The 14511-nt window shown below is 59.6% G+C and carries 15 protein-coding genes; 9 read left to right on the top strand and 6 right to left on the bottom strand.

All coding sequences use genetic code 11. The features are described from left to right. Positions 1–78: 78 nt before the first annotated feature. The 5 genes from JWR14_RS02955 to JWR14_RS02935 all read left to right on the top strand — a co-directional run bounded on the left by JWR14_RS02955 (position 79) and on the right by JWR14_RS02935 (position 4738). Positions 79–1473: an NAD(P)/FAD-dependent oxidoreductase gene (locus JWR14_RS02955; RefSeq protein WP_299701018.1), complete on the top strand. Its 1395-nt coding sequence runs from the start codon at positions 79–81 to the stop codon at positions 1471–1473. Beyond that, positions 1466–2602 carry an FAD-binding oxidoreductase gene (locus tag JWR14_RS02950; RefSeq protein ID WP_299701015.1) on the top strand — a complete coding sequence of 379 codons (1137 nt, stop codon included), beginning with the start codon at positions 1466–1468 and terminating at the stop codon, positions 2600–2602. The genes JWR14_RS02955 and JWR14_RS02950 overlap by 8 nt, the downstream gene beginning before the upstream one ends. Before the next feature lie 39 nt (positions 2603–2641). Continuing rightward, positions 2642–2995 (top strand): RidA family protein, encoded by a 354-nt coding sequence (locus tag JWR14_RS02945; RefSeq protein ID WP_299701012.1) that lies wholly within the window; start codon positions 2642–2644, stop codon positions 2993–2995. Between the two features lie 450 nt (positions 2996–3445). Next, positions 3446–3859, top strand: a complete 414-nt coding sequence (locus JWR14_RS02940; protein WP_299701009.1) for a DoxX family protein — start codon at positions 3446–3448, stop codon at positions 3857–3859. 174 nt (positions 3860–4033) lie between these two features. Beyond that, positions 4034–4738, top strand: a complete 705-nt coding sequence (locus JWR14_RS02935; protein WP_299701006.1) for a YceH family protein — start codon at positions 4034–4036, stop codon at positions 4736–4738. Positions 4739–4767: 29 nt separating this feature from the next. On the opposite strand, the gene JWR14_RS02930 is transcribed toward JWR14_RS02935, so the two are convergent. From JWR14_RS02930 to JWR14_RS02920, 3 genes are all read right to left on the bottom strand, one after another. Further along, positions 4768–5700 carry a glycoside hydrolase family 6 protein gene (locus JWR14_RS02930; protein ID WP_299701003.1) on the bottom strand — a complete coding sequence of 311 codons (933 nt, stop codon included), beginning with the start codon at positions 5698–5700 and terminating at the stop codon, positions 4768–4770. 101 nt (positions 5701–5801) lie between these two features. Then, complete coding sequence (locus JWR14_RS02925) at positions 5802–6857, bottom strand: porin (RefSeq protein WP_299700998.1); 1056 nt, start codon at positions 6855–6857, stop codon at positions 5802–5804. Positions 6858–6987: 130 nt separating this feature from the next. Further along, positions 6988–7482, bottom strand: coding sequence for a PACE efflux transporter (locus JWR14_RS02920; protein ID WP_299700995.1), 495 nt, complete (start codon positions 7480–7482; stop codon positions 6988–6990). Between the two features lie 88 nt (positions 7483–7570). On the opposite strand from JWR14_RS02920, the gene JWR14_RS02915 reads away from it, so the two are divergent. Beyond that, a complete protein-coding gene (locus tag JWR14_RS02915; protein WP_299700992.1) occupies positions 7571–8452 on the top strand; it encodes a LysR family transcriptional regulator in 882 nt (293 codons plus the stop codon). A gap of 15 nt (positions 8453–8467) precedes the next feature. Here JWR14_RS02915 and JWR14_RS02910 read toward each other — a convergent pair whose 3' ends face one another. The 3 genes from JWR14_RS02910 to JWR14_RS02900 form a co-directional block, all read right to left on the bottom strand. Then, positions 8468–9316, bottom strand: coding sequence for a DUF72 domain-containing protein (locus JWR14_RS02910; RefSeq protein ID WP_299700989.1), 849 nt, complete (start codon positions 9314–9316; stop codon positions 8468–8470). Positions 9317–9396: 80 nt separating this feature from the next. Beyond that, a complete protein-coding gene (locus tag JWR14_RS02905) occupies positions 9397–10791 on the bottom strand; it encodes an MFS transporter (protein ID WP_299700986.1) in 1395 nt (464 codons plus the stop codon). 126 nt (positions 10792–10917) lie between these two features. Continuing rightward, positions 10918–11784, bottom strand: coding sequence for an alpha/beta hydrolase (locus JWR14_RS02900; RefSeq protein ID WP_299700983.1), 867 nt, complete (start codon positions 11782–11784; stop codon positions 10918–10920). Positions 11785–11912: 128 nt separating this feature from the next. Here JWR14_RS02900 and JWR14_RS02895 point away from each other — a divergent pair, with 128 nt between their 5' ends. The 3 genes from JWR14_RS02895 (at position 11913) to JWR14_RS02885 (ending at position 14352) form a co-directional block, all read left to right on the top strand. Beyond that, positions 11913–12788: a LysR substrate-binding domain-containing protein gene (locus tag JWR14_RS02895; protein ID WP_299700980.1), complete on the top strand. Its 876-nt coding sequence runs from the start codon at positions 11913–11915 to the stop codon at positions 12786–12788. 313 nt (positions 12789–13101) lie between these two features. Beyond that, complete coding sequence (locus JWR14_RS02890; protein ID WP_299700977.1) at positions 13102–13293, top strand: hypothetical protein; 192 nt, start codon at positions 13102–13104, stop codon at positions 13291–13293. Between the two features lie 90 nt (positions 13294–13383). Further along, a complete protein-coding gene (locus JWR14_RS02885) occupies positions 13384–14352 on the top strand; it encodes an AraC family transcriptional regulator (protein WP_299700975.1) in 969 nt (322 codons plus the stop codon). The last annotated feature ends 159 nt before the right edge of the window (positions 14353–14511 follow it).

Raw genomic sequence — 14511 nt, 5'->3', positions numbered from 1 at the left:
ACGGCATGCGTATCCACTCGCAAGAGGGCGCACGTGATCTGCCGCCGTTTTCGGATGTGAACCCCGTGGGGAACGCTCATGGCCGCTGATACCGTTGATGTCGCCGTGATCGGCGCCGGGCCTGCCGGGCTTGCGGCCGCGACCCAGGCTGCGAGAGCGGGCCTGTCCGTGGTCCTGCTCGATGAACAGGAAGCGGTTGGCGGGCAGATCTATCGCGCGATCGAACGTAGCGACGCGCAGCGCCGCGAAATTCTCGGTGCGGACTATGCCGCTGGGGCGGCGCTGGCGAGCGAGTTTGCGCGTTCGGGTGCGCGTTATGTGCCGAACGCGTCGGTCTGGCAAGTCACACGCGCGCGCTCGGTGCACTACCTCAAGGACGGCAAGGTGAGCAGCTTCGAGGCGCGGCGCGTGGTGCTCGCGACCGGCGCGCTTGAACGGCCCTTCCCGATTGCCGGCTGGACCTTGCCCGGCGTGATGACAGCCGGTGCCGCACAGATCCTGTTGAAAAGCGCGGGCGAAGTGCCGGCAGAACCGCCGATACTCGTCGGCTGCGGACCGCTGCTTTACTTGCTCGGATGGCAGTACGTTCGCGCGGGCGTGCCCATTCGCGCGTTAGTGGATACCACGCGTCACGAGGACCGCTGGCGCGCCAAGCGTCATATGTTGTCCGCTTTGCGTGCGTGGCCGTATCTGAGCAAGGGCCTGCAACTGATGAGGACCTTGCGCGAAGCAGGCGTGCCCATGCATGAAGCCGCCGATGACCTTCGGGTGGAAAGCGGTATCGATGAACAGGGTTCCGAACGGGCACGCGCGCTGAATTTTTCGGTGCGAGGCGTCTCGCATCGCATTGAGGCCAATGTGATCCTGCTGCATCAGGGCGTGGTGCCCAATACGCAGTTCACGCTTTCGCTCAGGGCATCGCATAAGTGGGATGAAGCGCAACTATGCTTTGCTCCCCTAACCGATAAATGGGGCGAGCTTGATGTCCCCGGCATCTTCGTTGCGGGCGATGGTGGCGGCATAGGCGGCGCGCAGGCGGCTGAGACGCAAGGAGAAGTGACGGCGCTGGCGATTGCAGCGCAGCTTGGCGCGATCGATACCGCTGCGCGTAATCGCAGCGCCGCGCCGCTGCTTCGCCGCCTCGCTGAGGTCATGCGCATTCGTCCTTTCCTCGACAGTCTTTATCGTCCACGCGATGAAAATCGTGTGCCGAAGGACGAGGTGATCGTGTGCCGCTGCGAGGAAGTCACCGCCGGTGAACTCCGGAACTTCGTGAAGCTCGGCTGTCTCGGGCCAAACCAGGCGAAGTCCTTCGGCCGATGCGGCATGGGTCCATGTCAAGGCCGTCTGTGCGGATTGACCGTGACCGAAGTTATCGCCGATGCACGCAGCGTGCCTCCCGAGACCGTTGGCTACTATCGCATTCGCCCGCCGATCAAACCGCTCACGCTCGGGGAACTGGCTGGTGAATAATCCCGTCGCCAAAGAGTCGGACGTGCTGGTCATCGGCGGCGGGCTGCATGGATCGAGCAGTGCATTCCATATCGCGCGCCGCGACGTGAGCGTGACCGTGCTGGAAGCCGATTACATCGGCCGCCACGCATCGGGCGTTAATGCCGGCGGCGTGCGCACGCTCGGCCGGCCGTTGCCCGAGATTCCTCTGGCGCTGATGTCGCGGGAGATCTGGCATAACATCGTCGATACCATTGGTGACGATGGTGGTTTCGTGGCGTCGGGTCAATTGAAGATTGCGGAGACCGAAGCAGAACTCGAAGAGTGTCGCGAACGTGTGGCGTTGCTCGAAGCGCATGGTTTCACGCATGAGAAAATCATCGATCGCGAGACCGTGCTTGAACTGGAACCGGCGCTCACGCCGCATGTGACCGGCGGTATCTGGGTCGAGCGCGATGGTTACGCGTTGCCATTCCGGACAACGACCGCGTTCAGGCTGGCAGCGGAGCGGCATGGGGCTGTGTTCCATGAAGGCACGCCAGTCACGCGCATTGAACAGAAGGGCGAACGCTGGTTCGCGCATACGCCGTCGGGCGTTTTTTCGGCCACGAAGCTGGTGGTGACGGCCGGGGCGTGGTCGGGCGAGCTCTCGCAGCAAGTGGGTGAGCCGGTGCCGGTTCATCCCGAAGGGCTGATGTTGATGGTTACGCATCGGGCCGCACCGTTCTGCCGCGCGACGCTTGGTGCAACGGGACGGCCTCTGTCGTTCAAGCAATTCGATAACGGCACGGTGGTAATTGGCGGGAAGCTGATTGGAATAGCGGACCTGCCCGGCCGTCACGGTGAAGTCGATTTCGCGCGGTTGGTGAAGAGCGCGAATACGGTTGTCGATCTGTTCCCGCATTTGCGCAATCTCGGCATCAATCGCGCATGGGCGGGCGTGGAAGCCTTCACCGACGACTCGCTGCCCGTGATCTCGCGTAGCCGGCGTGCGTCCAACCTGACCTATTCGTTCGGGTATTGCGGCAGCGGGTTCCAGCTTGGGCCGGGATGTGGGAAGCTGGTTTCAGAGCTGGTGCTGGACGGCGTGGCGTCGTTACCACTGGATGCATTTGCCATCGACCGGTTCAAGGATGTTGCGCCGGCATAGAGATGATTGATGGTTACTTTAAATAAACAAGGAATACTTATGAATGATATCGTCAGGATCGAAACCAATCAACGGATGAGCCGAGTTGTGAAGGCTGCAGGGCTGGTGTTCGTCGGCGGACAAACGTCGAATGATCGTACGCTCGATGTGAAAGGCCAGACGCAGCAGGTTCTTGCGAAGATCGACGGGTACCTCGCGCAGGCGGGTATCGATAAAACGCGGCTGGTGTCGGCGCAGGTCTGGCTGGCGGATATTGGCCGCGACTTCGCAGGCATGAACGAAGTATGGGACGCATGGGTCGCGCCGGGTTGTGCGCCGACACGCGCGACCGTGGAGTCCAGGTTGGCCGCGCCGGATCTGCTGGTTGAGATTACGGTGACCGCGCTGGCTTGACTTCGTAGGGCCAAGGTCGGAGCGTGAGCCGCTGTTGAATTGAGGGGTTATCGCTCCGCCTGTTTAAAACCGCTTGTCATTCACCGCTGCATGACGGAACGCGTGGCGGCAGCAATATCGCTCGCCGCTGATGCAAGAGCCCGGCTGTACGTCTTCACCTGCGCGTCGTAGCCGGGTCCATCTGCTCTCGAAACCGCCTGAGACATCAACGGCAACGTGGTCTGCAGCAATGCGGGTCATGAGTCAGGCTACTTGCAGCGTCGCCGGTTTGTCGCCATCTTCGAAGCGCGCCGAAACGCCAGGTCACCTTAAGCGGTGCTTCGCTTCCCTTCCCTATCGAAACAATGCTGCCGTTTGCCTGCTGCAACATAGCGATGCTACTGTTCGACTGGCGCCCGTTGAGCGCCACCACCCCGTGTACGGTCGTGCTCTTTCCAAAGGAAAGCCATCATGCGATACACCCTGTTCGAGCAACGTAAAGACGAATTGATACTGATTGCGCGTGTACTGCTCATGATCTTGTTCTTGATCTTCGGATGGAGCAAGTTGACGGGTTTCTCAGGCACGGTCGGTTTCATGGCGACAGAAGGCGCACCGTTTCCCACGCTTTCCGCCATCATTGCAATCGTCATGGAGTTCTTCGTCGGTATTGCGATTCTGATTGGTTTTTACACTCGGCCCCTAGCGCTTCTCTTCGCGTTGTACACGCTGGGCACTGCGCTCATCGGACATCACTTCTGGACCATGAGCGGCGACGCGTATATGGCCAACATGATCAACTTCTACAAGAACATCAGCATCATGGGCGGCCTGCTGCTGTTGAGCGTGACCGGCGCAGGCAAATATTCGATCGATCGACGGTAAGCACATCCCAAGCCCATCCTGAGCGCATCAATCACCGCGTATTCTCGGGACACGGCAGGGCGGATATCATAGGGTTCTTCACAGGGCTGGTTAAGCGCCTATGGACATCCACCGCCCGGCTCAATGCCTCATGCCCGGTCCGAATACACGTATCTGCACCCAGCGACGTCAAGCATGAACTCCACTCCCGATGCTCCCTCACGCCCACCCATGCGTACCCTCACGCCGCTCGAGGCGCGCGTGTTGGCCGTACTCGTCGAAAAGCAGCACACGGTCCCCGATGCGTATCCGCTGTCGGTCAATGCGCTGACATCCGGTTGCAACCAGAAGACCGCGCGCTCCCCGGTGATGAACGTCACCGACGCCGATGTCCTCACCACCGTCGATGACCTGAAACGCCTGAGCCTTGTGTTCGAAGGCAGCAGCAGCCGTGTACCGCGCTTCGAGCACAACATGAACCGCGTGCTGGGCATCCCCAGCCAGGCTGCTGCGTTGCTCACCACGCTCATGCTGCGCGGACCTCAGACAGCCGCCGAATTACGCCTGAACGCCGCGCGTCTGCATGGCTTTGCCGATATATCGTCGGTCGAGGCGTTCCTCGATGAACTCGCCGGCAACGAGCCGCCGCGCGTCGTGAAGTTGCCGCGCACGCCGGGCGAGCGCGAAAGCCGCTGGGCGCATTTGTTATGCGGCGAGGTGAGCGTGAGTGTGAGCGAAGCTTCAGCCGGCGGTGCTGTCGACGACTCCGTTTCATACACTGAGTTCGAGATTCTTAAAGCCGACCACAAGCGGCTCGGCGATGAGTTGGTCCGCCTGCGGACGATGGTCGAGCAAATGGCGGCCGAACTGGGTATCACCCTCGATAAAACGGGCGGTTAGTCTTAGGTTTAAGCACTGCGCCTCGCCCATCAGTCACCGTCGATAAGACGCACCGCGAGCTCCGGACTGAATGCGCCGGCTGGTGATGTGGGAGCGGACCCACAGGGTCCGTCGGAACTTCCCGGGACCTTGATCCATACCGGCAGCATGGCGCCCGAGGCGCCACGCGTGCGCGCGCCGATCATCCTGCCGGGTGGGTTGCACCACTGGCCATCCGAACCCTTGCCATTACGACTTGTATCGACAACGAACGGTTTGCTATAGCCGAATTGCGCCGCTAACGCGGCATTCACCGCATTTGCATAACCCGCCGATTCCTGGGTCGTGTAGAAATTGGATACGTTCAATGCGAAGCCTTTCGCCTCGCTCAAACCGGCAGCGTTGAGTCGAGCCGCCATAGCGGCTGCGGGAACCCAATGTGCGTTGCCACCGTCGAGATAGACATCCGCAGCCGGTGCGTTGAGGTGGAAACGCGAGACCGCATAACGCAGCAAGCCGAGCCGCTCGTCGCGCTCTCCATCGGTCTTGAAGCAGTCCAGTTGCGCGGTCGAATCCGGCTCGACAATGACTATTGCACGGCGATTGCCCAAGCCGCGCGAGAACGCGTCTATCCAGACCTGATAAGCCGATGCGTCGCCCACGCCGCCCGCGGATGCCCCTCCGCAGTCGCGATGAGGAATGTTGTAAGCAACCAGGATGGGTTCGCGGTGCGTGGCATCCGCCTTGTCGACGAAGCGCTTGACTGCCTTATGCACGTCGCCGCTCCAGTTGCCGAACCAGCGCGCCATGGGTACGTTGGCGATGGCCTCTGCAATGCGTGGTGCACGCGGGTCCGCCTGATGTGCTCGCACCCACAACGCGGGACTCGAGTCGGGATCGACATAAAACCCGGCGTCCGCATGCGCTTGCGTAACACCCAGAAAAACCAGCACCGCGATAACAAGAGAATGTTTGATGAGCATGTTTGGTTCACTTCGAAGGCGGACGTCGCTGAGGGTTTTTTGAGCCGTCGAGCGGAACCTGTCGCTGTCTATAACATCGACATCGCGTAAAAACACCCGGTTCAAAATCGTTCGATCATGCCGAATTGCACGCCACGTACTGGTGCACCCGGATAGGCGACTGGCAATCCCGTGACGTTGACCCCGCGCAGGGTGAACGTAGCGTTGCCGCGATTTTCCAGATCGGCGGCGGTGAAATAGAGCAAGAGCGTGGGTGACAGCGTGTATTCGAACGCCACGCTGAACTGGTCTGCGTTGTTGCCCTGGCCGCTGCGATCGCGCGCGTGCGCGTAGCCGAGTGACGCGCGCGCCAGCGGCGAGATGGCCCAGGAAGCAGACAACGAAACGCCGTCGTCGTGATAGCGTGGACTGCCGCCGTCGCCGTTGAATAGCGCGACGTAGGTACGCACGGGACCGAACAGATACGATGCGCCCGCCATATTCGCGCGCAATCCGGCGTCGCCATGGGTTTGTTGCCGTGCATACGATAACTGCAGGGCATCGAGCGTGTAATTGGCGGTCATGTAATACCCGCCGATCCCGTTACCGTCGCCCGGGTCGCGCAGCGCGGCCATGCCGGTGACGGTGAAGCCCCCCACCGTTGGAGAGATCCAGGTCAACGCGTTATCCGTGTAGGGCGTGATCTTCGACAAGTTGTTCAGCCCCGATCCAATGGTCCCTGCGCCAAAGGCATCGAGCCCGCCCTTGAAGGGGATATATAGCGGCGAATATTGCCGGCCGAAGCGGGTCTCGCCCCACGGTGCGTCGAGGCCGACCCATGCCTGCCGGTTGAAGAGAGTACCGGCCGTATCGAGGGTGCCGTTTGCAGAGCCAAAGCCGTTCTCCAGGTCGAAGATCACGCTTGTGTCATTGCCGAGGGGTTCGCGGCCGCGCAAGCCGAAGCGCGAGCCGCGATACGCGCCGGAATCCATTCGCGGAGTCCAGCCATTGCCGGGATTAGTTACTTCGATACTGGTGTCGAGCGTGCCGTACAGCGTGTCTGAGCCTTGCGCACGGACTGTGCCTGCGGTAGCGAAGAGCGGCAGCGCGCAGAACAGCGCGTGTTTGCAAGTGCGACGGCAGAAGAGCGCCGCATGGCTCCGGGCAGGGAAATTCATCGCGATCGAACCAGGGTCTTGGCAATGGAATTCCGCGACTGTAGCAAGTTGGACTGCAGTTGCAACGAAATTCGAACGACGCCACATTGCGTGACGCCCGTTCAAAGCGTCGCTGAGACATCGGAGCGTATTACAAGCGGCGCTCAGCGACCAGGGACTTGTGCGGGCTTAAAGGGCTTAACCTGCTCGGGCTTGGCTTAAGGCGCGCCTTGACAAGACGTTGTCTTAGCAAGTCGTAAGCCCAATAAAAACAGAACGTGTAGGGAAGGAACACGAGCAATAGCCCGAGGTCCATGAGCAGCGCCTCAACAAACGTCATTTGCAGCCACCATGCGGACAAGGGGATCGCGATCAGGACCAGACCCGTTTCGAAACCAAGGGCATGAATAACGCGCTTCCACTTCTGGACATTGTTCGACGTATAGGAAATAAGGATACCGAAGAAAGAGTTGAACGCGAAACCCCACACCATGGCAATGACCGAAATTGCAACGGTAAGGACCGTGGCGTCGCCCAGGGGTTTATCGACGATCCAGGACAAGACGGGAGAAAAAATACTGATGGCAAGTCCTTCGAAGAGAAGCACCTGCAATATGCGTTCGTAAAGGCTGCGTTGCGTGGCCATGTCGACCTCAATTTGAATAGACGGTTGCCATTTTGAGGGCCCGCCCTTAATATCCCAAATTGCTTACTATCGGAAAACCAGATAGATCATGGTCGTTTCTATCGACGCATTGATTGTATTTTCAGAGGCCGCTGCTGCGGGCTCTTTCTCAGCCGCCGCGAGAAAGCTGGGGCGCAGTCAGTCGACCGTCAGCACCATCATTGCGGATATGGAAATTGACCTGGCCGTCGCGCTCTTTGATCGAACCACGCGCAAGCCCCGACTTACCGCGCATGGCGAAGCGCTGCTTGCCAACGCCCGCGAGACCCTTGACGCGCACGAGCGCTTGATACAAGCGGCCGCGCGACTGAGTGCGGGGTTGGAGCCGAGCTTGAGTCTGGCCATATCGAACACGTACCAGCCTCCTCATTATGAAAAGCTGCTCGTGGCATTCGAAAAGCGTTTCCCCACGGTCGAGCTTGAGTGCCTGGTCAAGGAGGACGAAGACGTGGTCTCGCTGGTGCAGGAGCGCCGCGCAGAGCTTGGCGTAGTGGCAGCTCAAGATTTCTACCCTCCCGATGTCCGCTCAATCAGGCTGGCGGAATCGTCGGAACTGGCACTGTTCGTCGCGACAGGACATCCTTTAAGCGGCGTTCCGGATCTGACAATGGAAAAGCTCGCCAAGCACCGTGAATTACGGATCACCACGGGCGTGAAGCCGGGCGAGCACCAAAGAAGCGTGCGAGTCTGGTCTGCCGATAGCTATTTGCTCTTGCTGGAAATGGCGGAGTTGGGCTTCGGGTGGACCGAGCTGCCTCGGTGGGTTGCGGATCGTTTCGGCGCAAAGACGTTGAAGGAATTATCGGCGCGCGGATGGCCCCGGTTGGTCGCGGTCGACGCCTTGTGTTTAAAGGGCGCTTCGCTAGGACTCGCCGGGAACTGGTTGCTGGACGCGCTGACCACGCTCGGCTCAAAGGCCGAGTCGAAGTAAGCGCTGTTGAATCACTTAAGCGCCGCTGCCGTTCAATCGCTCGATCATGGCCATGCCCGCAGCCGGGTTGTGTGCCTTGAAGCCGCTGATCACGTACAAATAGACGTCTCGCGGCGTAGTCGCCGCTGCCGGTTTGCCTAGCGTTTCAAGTCCCTTCGGCGCGCCGCCGGATGCCCAGTCACGCGCTCGCTTGGTCCATAGATCCAGCGTTTTATCGTCATAGCCCTGCGCGAACTGTTCGGTTGTCCCCATGATGCGCGCATAGACGAACTTCGCCGTGACGTCGGCGATCTGCGGATATTTCGAATCCCCGGCCATGACGATGGCAACACCATGTTTGCGCGCGAGGGCAACGAATGCCTCGTCGCGAAAACTCTCATGCCGCACTTCGAGCGCATGCCGGATCTCACGGCCATCGACTTTATGGGGCAACAGATTCAAGAAGGCTTCGAAGTCGTCCGCATCGAATTGTTTGGTCGGGGCGAATTGCCAGTTGATCGGGCCGAGCTTGTTCTTCAATTCGAGCACACCGCTCGCGAGGAAACGGTCAACGGATTCGCCGGCTTCCGCGAGCACTCGTCTGTTCGTTGCGAAACGCGGTGCTTTTAGCGAAAAGACAAAATCATCCGGGGTTTCGTCGTGCCATTTCACGAACGTGGCGGGCTTTTGTGACCCGTAGAACGTGCCGTTGATTTCGATGGTGGTCAGCTTGCGGCTCGCGTATTCGAGCTCGCGTTTTTGCACGAGATCTTCCGGATAGAACGTGCCGCGCCACGGCTCGAAGGTCCAGCCGCCGATGCCGACTCTGATCTGCCCAGCTTTGCCAGCTTCGCTGGCCTTGCTCGCCGTCTTCCGGGTTGCCATGAATGAGATCCCTCACAGTGCACTCGATGCGCTCCAGTGTAGCGAATTGGCGCCGGGCGTGCGATGCAGGGGCGGGAGGGTCAGCTATCGGACGATTGAAGGTCCGCTGTGGGTCTGTGCTGCGTCGCGGAAAACTGCTTCCTGTCAGCGCGGTCGCTAGCCAAAGCCATTTGTCCGGTACGCGTGAACGCCACAAGCGCAAGCGAAACCAGCGCTGCAAAGACGACATAAAACGCGGGAACATAATGGCTGCCGGTGACTTGAGTCAGCGTCGAGACGGTCAGTGGCGCAAGGCCGCCGAACAAGGTTACCGCGAGGTTGTACGACAGCGCCACGCCCGTTGAACGCGCCTTCGCCGGGAAGATTGCCGCCAGCATGCCGGGATGTGGACCGGCGATTGCAACCTGGAAGAGGGACGCAATAATTTGCACGATCAAAAGCCGCGTGAGCGATGGCGCGGAAACAATGAACCAGAACAATGGGAACGTGCACAGCAACCAACTGATTACCAGTGGATAGAAAAGCCGGTAGGCACCAAATTTATCGGCGAGTTTGCCCGAGACCGGGAACAGCAGGAAGTTGATGACCCCGCCGATAAACGTTCCAAGCAAAGCCGACTTAAGCGGGAGATGCAGTTGGCGTTCCACATACACGGGTAGATACGCGTTCCACAAATAATTCGAGGCAGTGCCAATGATCATCACGCCCATCGCACATAAAGCCGCATCTCCTTGTTCACGCACAAAGTCGCGCAGCCGGAAAGCGCGCGTAGCACCCGCACGGACTTGCTTGCGCAACGCTTCGAACTCCGGCGACTCGGCAATGTTATGGCGGATGTAAAAGCCGAGCGGCCCGATGAGTGCGCCAATCAGGAACGGCACACGCCAGCCCCAGGCCATGAGCGCATGTGCAGAAAGATTATTGATCAGCAGATAGCTGCATCCTGACGCCAGCAAGATGGCAAGCGCCTGCGAGGACATGTTGAAGCTGCCGTAGAACATCTTCTTGCCTGGCGGTGCACTTTCCACCACCACCACCGACGAAAGGCTGAACTGGCCGCCGATCGCCAGTCCCTGGATCAGCCGTGCCAGCAGAACGAGCAGGGGAGCCGCGACACCCAGCGTCGTGTAGCCGGGAGCCAGGCCTAATATCAGCGTGCCGGCGCACATCATCAGCATAACCAACGAAAGGGCGCGAGCACGGCCGACGCGATCCGCATAGATGCCCAGCAGGACTCCGCCAAGCGGCCGGACGAGAAAGCCGAGAGCGAATGTGGCGAGCGCGAGCGACATTGACACTACGCTGCTTCCCATCGAGAAGAACACCTCTGCGATGGTCTTCGAGAAGTAGACGTACGCCGTGAAGTCGAACCACTCGAACCCGCTGCCGATCACCGAGACGATCAGCGCGCGGCGGACTTGGCGCAGGTCGGGTGCAGCGGGCGTTGATGTGCCTTCGTGTTCTGCTGGATTCATAAGCCGTCTCCTCCTGCGCGTCGCCATTAGAGCGAGGCAAATTACGCTCGATATGCACCACCATGCCCGGGCGCGAATTGCGCCCAGGCGAGAGAGCCTCTTGGGGTATCGCTTGAACCGCTTGAACTAGCTGGACCGTCGCTCGCGCAGTACGCCTGCAAGGAAGTCCTGAACTGCGCTCACGGCCATCATGCCGTTGTGTGGCACGTTATCCAGTTCATCCAGTTCGACATGCACGCCGGCAGCGTCGAACGACGCCTGGAGTGTCCTGAGGCGCTCTGGACGGGTCGCGCCGGCGTCGTTTGCTCCGGGCATGTTATGACGGCCACCTTCGCGATGCGTGATCTCCCACGTTTCCAGATCCGCCTTGCCGACCACCATATGAATGGGCACGCGCCGCAGCGCGTCGAGGTCGAATGCCTTGCCGAAGTGCTGTTCGAAACCGCGCAAACCGACCCACCAGTCGCGATTAATATCGAGCAGGGTCACCGAGCCCGGTGCGCCGATCGACACGGCCCATAATTTTTCCGGATGCAGATAGGCAAAACGGTTCGCAAATTGCCCGCCACCTGAGAAGCCGAACAACGCGAACCGATCGAAACGCTTGCCATAACGCTCGCCAATCTCATCGACCATGTCGAGCAGCACGCGGTCATAGCGGATGTCACCTTCAATCAGATGTTTGAAGCCGTCCCGATTGCCGTCACCCCGCACGCCGACCGGAAATAGCGGGCATAAAACAATGCAGTTGTTCCAGCGGCCGAACTCTGCGAACGCATCGCGGTAGTGCGCAAACTGACGCCCCGTGCCGTGCATGACCACGACGAGCTCAACGGTATTGCCCGGTTCGAGGATCGTTTCAGGCACGTACAACGTATAAGCGAAACGCGGGTCGTTGCGCGATGCAAACACGGTCGTCGACCCTAGTTCGTAATAGGCTTGTCCACGCTCGACAGGTTTGTCCACGAGCGGAAATTCAGTTCCTTGCGTCATGTCTGCAGCCTTGTAGTGGAATGGTTCACCGTACAATTGTGCAGTCGCTTATTCAAAAAAACTAACTGATTTATATTTACACAAACTAAACTAAATCTTTAGTCCCGAAACGTTGGAATGCCATTCCCATGAGCACCATCCGGTTTTTGCGCACTTTCCTTGCCGTCGAAAAATACGGCTCCTTTGCTGCGGCCGCGGGCCGTGTTGCATTGACCCAGGCAGCGGTCGGACAGCAGATGCGTGCGCTGGAGGAAGAGTTCCGAAGGCCGCTGTTCTACCGGTCAGGGCGGGTCATCACGTTGACTCCCGCCGCACGCGCGCTGATTCCGCAAGCGCGCAAACTGGTCGCGGCGTATGAGGCAATGCTAGCCGACGGGGACACCGGGCACGAGATTGCCGGCAGCATTACCGTAGGTGCGATTGTTTCGGCGATGGGCTTTCTGTCGGAGAATCTGATTAGCCTGAAGGCGCAGTATCCGGCTCTCGATGTCCGGCTCGTGCTCGGTCACACCGGAGAGCTTGCGGAGCAGGTCACGGCGTCAGAGATAGACGCTGCGCTCACCGTGCAGATACCTTACGAGATGCCTGCCAATCTTCAATGGACGCCGCTTTATGAAGAGCCCCTGATGCTGATTGCAAGCACGCGGGTGGCGACGGCACAGGCCGATGTTGCTTCGTTACTGAAGAGTCAGCCGTTCCTTCGCTTCGACCGGACCTCGCCAACGGGAGCAAAAGTCGAGCAGACCTTGCGGCGCATGCGGATAAAACCCAAGGAGATTCTCGAGGTCAATTCGGTGGCAGCCATTATCGACCTGGTCCGGCAAAACGTAGGAATTTCGATCGTGCCCTTGCTCAAGCATGTTGCCTGGACGCGCGACCATTCGCTGATTGCATTGCAACTTCCATACGGTCCGCTCAAGCGGGTAATCGGCATGCTTGAAAATGACCGCCAGCTCGAGATTACGGCGGTAGTGCGGCAGAAGCTGCTGCAGACATTGGCTTAAGCCGTCCTGCATTTCTACGATGCATTGCCCGGGCCTTACCCATCCTTACCAACACTAAAGATCCACCCGCTTGCGTCGATAAGCTGGAGAGGCCGACAAAGAGGATGAGGGATTCGCTATGCAGATAGGCAATGTCGGGTCGTCGCCAACTTCGGAGCGAACGATTTCGACTTCGAGTGCCGCGACTGACCAACGGTCTATATCGGACAACAACGTCGACCCGACGCAAACAACGCAAGCGGCACAAACAACCAAGCCGGCGGATGCCGCGACGCAAGATTCGGCCGTCACAATTTCGCCGGAAGGCGCTGCAATGGCTGGCCAGGATGCAAGTAGTGACGACGGTGCAGCGTCGAACGTATCGGCAGTCAAGTCGCTTGCGTACGGGACGCTCGGACTCGAACGTCCCGATCAGCCGCAACAAAATCACAACGAGTTCTACACGGCTGGGAGATGGATCGCTGCGGGACTCACCATTGGAGGAATTATTTCGCTGCTGGTCTGACGTTCCCGTGCAAGCTGATATGACCGGAGCACGTGTCGCGCACGCTGTTCGTGGTGATACTATCCAGACACTCACTTTGCACTTTCCGTCATGAAGCCAGCATACGAACATGTCGAGTTCGGCGGCAACTGCTCCGTCCGGGTCTATCACCGGCGGCTCCCCCGCATTCCGTTCGAGTGGCATCACCACCCGGAATACGAACTGACGCTGACAATGAACAGTCACGGGAAGCGCTACATTGGCGATTCAGTGGCCACTTACGGGTCTGATGACCTCGTGCTGGTCCCACCAGATCTTCCACATACCTGGGCGTCTAATCGCTCTATTGAACCGTCGTTACCGCAAGTGGCAATCGTGATCTGGTTCGATGGCGAGTGGGCTCGGCGGCTGGCGGATTGTTGCCCGGAATATGAACCACTGCGCAAGCTGCTGCGCAGGGCGGCGTGTGGACTGGCGTTCGAACCCGAGGCGGGAACTGTGATGCGGGAGCGTCTCGACGAACTGCTATCGAGCGCGGCGCGCGAACGCCTCGCCGCCACGCTGGACATCTTGTGCGCGCTCGCCAATTCACCGGGCGAACCGCTTGCATCACCCCGCGCCTTCAACGACCGTGACGGCGGACCTTCCGGCCATGAGCCCGAACGTATCAACCGCGTGCTGTCGCTGATCGAAGCGCGTTTTGCCGAACCTTTGCGTTTGCCGGAACTGTGTGCGGCTGCGAGCCTTTCGGAGCGTTCGCTCGCGCGGTACTTTGCTCAACACATGGGCGAAAGCGTGGGCCAGTATATGACACGCGTGAGGATCGGCCATGCTTGCCGGATGCTGAGCAACACATCGCTGCCTGTTTCCGTCATTGCGGCACGGTCTGGTTTTGCGAATGTTTCCAACTTCAACCGGCAGTTCAAGTCGGTGAAGGACACAACACCCGCGGCGTATCGCCGGGAGTTTGCCGAAGCGGGGGTTCTTGACGACGACAATGTTGTCCGGCTCACTGAACGCTCTCCATCGCTTCAAAGGAAACGGGGAAGGGTTGGTTCGGATGACGAAGAGCTTGGATAGTGCGCGCCCAGGACACCGGTGACTCGGCGCTCTGCCAGGGGCTGTACCGAGGTAAATGTCGGTCGGTCGAAGCCGTTAATTGATCGGCGGTTTGGGGGCGACTTCGGCGCTTTATCGTCGGACCGAATACGGCCAGTTTCGAACCTTTACCAGCGGGCG

It is taken from the genome of Caballeronia sp. (genome assembly GCF_028292365.1).
Lineage (GTDB): Bacteria > Pseudomonadota > Gammaproteobacteria > Burkholderiales > Burkholderiaceae > Caballeronia.
The sequence above is the reverse complement of the archived record's forward strand: the minus strand, read 5'-3'. Positions and strand labels throughout refer to the sequence as shown.